This is a genomic window from Arachidicoccus sp. (genome assembly GCF_050436765.1).
Lineage (GTDB): Bacteria > Bacteroidota > Bacteroidia > Chitinophagales > Chitinophagaceae > Arachidicoccus.
This window is the reverse complement of sequence record NZ_JBNQGD010000051.1, coordinates 1-3,468: the sequence shown is the minus strand read 5'-3', so window position 1 is coordinate 3,468 and position 3,468 is coordinate 1. Positions and strand designations below refer to the sequence as shown.

At 33.2% G+C, this 3,468-nt stretch carries 4 protein-coding genes; 2 read left to right on the top strand and 2 right to left on the bottom strand.

All coding sequences use genetic code 11. The annotated features are described in order from the left end of the window. Both ACQR30_RS01980 and ACQR30_RS01975 read right to left on the bottom strand, forming a co-directional pair. The coding region (locus ACQR30_RS01980) for a hypothetical protein (protein WP_429730515.1) at nt 1–599 on the bottom strand (599 nt) is incomplete at its 3' end. A gap of 25 nt (nt 600–624) precedes the next feature. Beyond that, the gene (locus tag ACQR30_RS01975; RefSeq protein ID WP_429730512.1) at nt 625–1,047 is read right to left on the bottom strand and encodes a helix-turn-helix domain-containing protein; all 423 of its coding nucleotides are present in this window, start codon (nt 1,045–1,047) and stop codon (nt 625–627) included. A 152-nt stretch (nt 1,048–1,199) separates the two neighbouring features. On the opposite strand from ACQR30_RS01975, the gene ACQR30_RS01970 reads away from it, so the two are divergent. Further along, nucleotides 1,200–2,462, top strand: coding sequence for a hypothetical protein (locus ACQR30_RS01970; RefSeq protein WP_429730509.1), 1,263 nt, complete (start codon nt 1,200–1,202; stop codon nt 2,460–2,462). Nucleotides 2,463–2,502: 40 nt separating this feature from the next. Next, nucleotides 2,503–3,393, top strand: a complete 891-nt coding sequence (locus ACQR30_RS01965) for a HEPN domain-containing protein (RefSeq protein ID WP_429730506.1) — start codon at nt 2,503–2,505, stop codon at nt 3,391–3,393. Nucleotides 3,394–3,468 lie beyond the last annotated feature (75 nt).

The following is a 3,468-nucleotide window of genomic DNA, read 5'->3' as shown; positions in this document are numbered from 1 at the left end:
TAATCATTTAGACTTCTCCTGAGCTTTTCCCAATAATCACTTAGCTTATAGTCTTCGAGAATTTTGTATATATGTTCATTCTCCTTAAGAACATTCATATAATTTTTAAACTCTAATTTTCTTTTAATTGGATTAGGCAGTTCATTCACGTTATTACTTAACCAGGCGGATATCGCTTTTTCGTCTTCGGATAAAGTATCATTAAAGTGAAGTTTTGATATTGAATCTGCGAAGTTCTCAGCATTATCAGTTTTGATATCTATTGGATCTTCCTTAAAAGGTTTTCTTTGATCGATAACGTTAAGAATATAGACATATAAAATCAAATCATCCCGTAGTTTTCTAATTAAAGCATTTGCATCTGCAAAACTTCCAATGGAACAGCAAAGCTTTATACTTTTTAAGGTTTGAACAGCACTGTCAATTAGCTCGGTATTTAATACCAATACATTTTTAGCAGTAATAAAGGAAATAAGTCGACGAAAAACAATCTGACCAAAACCTTCAAAGAAGGCTACACAATAATCAATATCGGCAGAGAATTTTTTATAAACTTCGGTTTCCGAAATTTCTAATTTTTTAGGAATTTCAAAACTCATAACAGTTGTATATTGATTAAATAAACTACTTCCCCATTTTTTCCAATATCTCCTTCATTAAATCCGTCTTTTCTTTTTCACTTGCAAGAAGTCTTTCGAATAATTCCACAACTTTGTCAACGGGGTTAAAATTAAGCTCACAATTATAATTGTTACCTATTGTGCCATGATTCGTACTGTTATCATTGAAGGTATTGAAAAACGCCACAGCTGCCTCTTCATCAAAATTCTGGAAAGCTTCTACTGGCACTTTCAGAATTTTTGCTACTTGTTCCAAAACATCTGTTTCAATTATTTCTTTAGACTCCAACAAAGAGACTTTTTTCTGATTCCAATCGCCGCCTAATTCATAAGCCAAAGCTTCTTGTTTTATACCTAACATTTCGCGGAAGCGTTTTACATTCCGGCCGTGATGAATTGTCTTTTGTGTTTCTTCTTTCGTAGTCATAAAACAAAATTAAACTTTTTGTATTGGAATAGTGCAATTGTAAATCTATTCCATTGGATAAGATATCCTTCTGTAAAGATAAACTATTCCTTTTAAGAATTTTATAGTTGTACATTCTAAAGTTGCTTTGAGTTCATCAAAAAATTACTCCGATGATTTTAAAAAAGCAAATACAAAAGCAGGTATTTAAAAAGACAAACAATCCGTCAAAGCCATTCGTTATTAATTTCCCTGAGAAGCATTATGTATTAACGCAAGAACAGTTTTGCCAACAAACAGATGGGCATACCTTTAAAAGAAAGAGATGGGATTATATTTCTTTAAATTTTATTTCGTTTAAAGATAATTGTTTGCAGTTTAAGGCAGACAATTCCGATTGGGAGACCATTATTCGGCTCGAAATTGCGGCAGACAAACTAATGGTTACCTGTCATTGTGGAAATCAATCAGATAAAATATGTGTTCACGCATTTAAGGTACTGGATGAAATAATTACTGCAAGGGGAGATTATTATTTTGAAAGATACCAACCAGCAGGCAAAATCGCTTTGAGTCTTAAACATCCTCAATTTTTCACAAAAACGGTAGATGGGATTGAACAATATTTTAGACCTAAAAAGCAGTTGGGAACTATCTATCAATTTACGAATGAAAATATTACACTGCCATTGGAGAGTTTATTGCAATTACCTGCAGTTACTCAACAAACGCCGGCAACCTTAAATTCGGCAATGGTTTATATGCTAATGTTTCCACCGAACAAACGGTTTACAAACCCTACATTTTTATTGCCTTGCTTAGGGATAAAAAATAAAGAGGGGACAGATTTAAAAGCCTTTGAAAAATTTTTAAGTGGAACCGAAAAGGATTATGAAAAAAATCTTACGGAAGAGCAAAAAACAGTGAATAGATGGTGCTACGAAATTTGGAAACATGCAGAAAACGCCAACCGCTATTTAATAGATGAGGAGAATGATCAAGACAAAATACAAGCAATTTTTTGTTTATGGGAAAAAGTAGTTCCATTGTTACAAAGACAGGAAAATGTTTATCAACTCCCATTCTTTGGTACACGGTATCTGAAAGGCAAGCCACTTAAAAAATATATGCACCGAATTATTATCAATAGTGAGAGAGCAAAATTATTTTTTCAACTGACCAATAAAGACGCATACTACCAGTTAGCCTTGAAAATTGAGATAGGTAATAAAGTAGTTAGTCAATTTGATGCAAGCATTACTTTTTTTATTGTCATCAATTACCAATATTATTTGGTTGCTTCCTTAAGAGATGCGGGCATTTTAGAATGGATGCACCAAGCACATAACCGCATAACCATTTTCAAAGAACATTTTGCGGATTTTGAAGAAAGCTGTCTGAATCAATTAAGGAAATATTATCCGGTTAAAGTTTAGTACAGATACTGCGGAATGTTTATCATTAAAATTTATCATTATGGAAAACGGTAATAGCCGCGTTTTAAATATTACCAATAATGTATTTATTGGTGCTGAGGCGAAACAATCTGCATTAAAGGATTGGAAAGGCTGGCTTGCCTCGATTGTAGAAAATATAACTCAAGGGGAAGATGAACTAAAACCACTTATTCAGCTTTTGGTTGCCACCATACAACCTACAAGAATTTACCGGATAAATCATCCAAAGATTACTAATGAAACTTATATTGATTTGCTCATCATTGTTGCCTCCTCCAATGAAAAACCATTTGTAGAATTAGAACCCATCTTGGAAATACCATACGTAAGTGAATCCATTGTTTGTTGCTCTTTGTATAACGAAGGTAATCTGAAAGAAGACCTTTCCAATGGGCATCTATTTTATTCTTTGCATTGCCTTCAAGAAAATATCATTTATGATAATAGTAAAAGCCAATACCCTGTTCCATCATCAGAGATGCTAGAGCAAATGAAAAAGCAAATCAGCCATAACTTTAAACAAGATATTCAAAGAGCAATTGACTTTAAAGAAATGGCAGCTTATCTTTTAGAAAAGAACCATTCTAAAATTACTTCATTCTTACTGCATCAAGCCACGGAACTAACTTACCGAAGTGTTTTAAAAAATTTAAATGGCTTTGATAAGAAAACACATGCTTTACAAGCCTTAAGAAAGTACATCTGCCGCTGTGCGCCGCAACTTTGTACAATATTTTCTGACGATACCGAAGAAGATAAGCAATTAAATAATCTATTAGAAGATGCTTATACTGCGGCCAGATATGACCGCAGTTTCAAAATTTCGAGAGAGTTATTGGCGAAGATATTTGAGAAAGTAACCAATCTCCAACAAGTAGCCATTGAATTGGTCGCAATACAGACGGAATAATAGTTCTTGAAGCAGTTCTTGAATAATAAGAAATCAAAACAACAAATAGAAAACTTTCTAAAGCCTTAACCACAG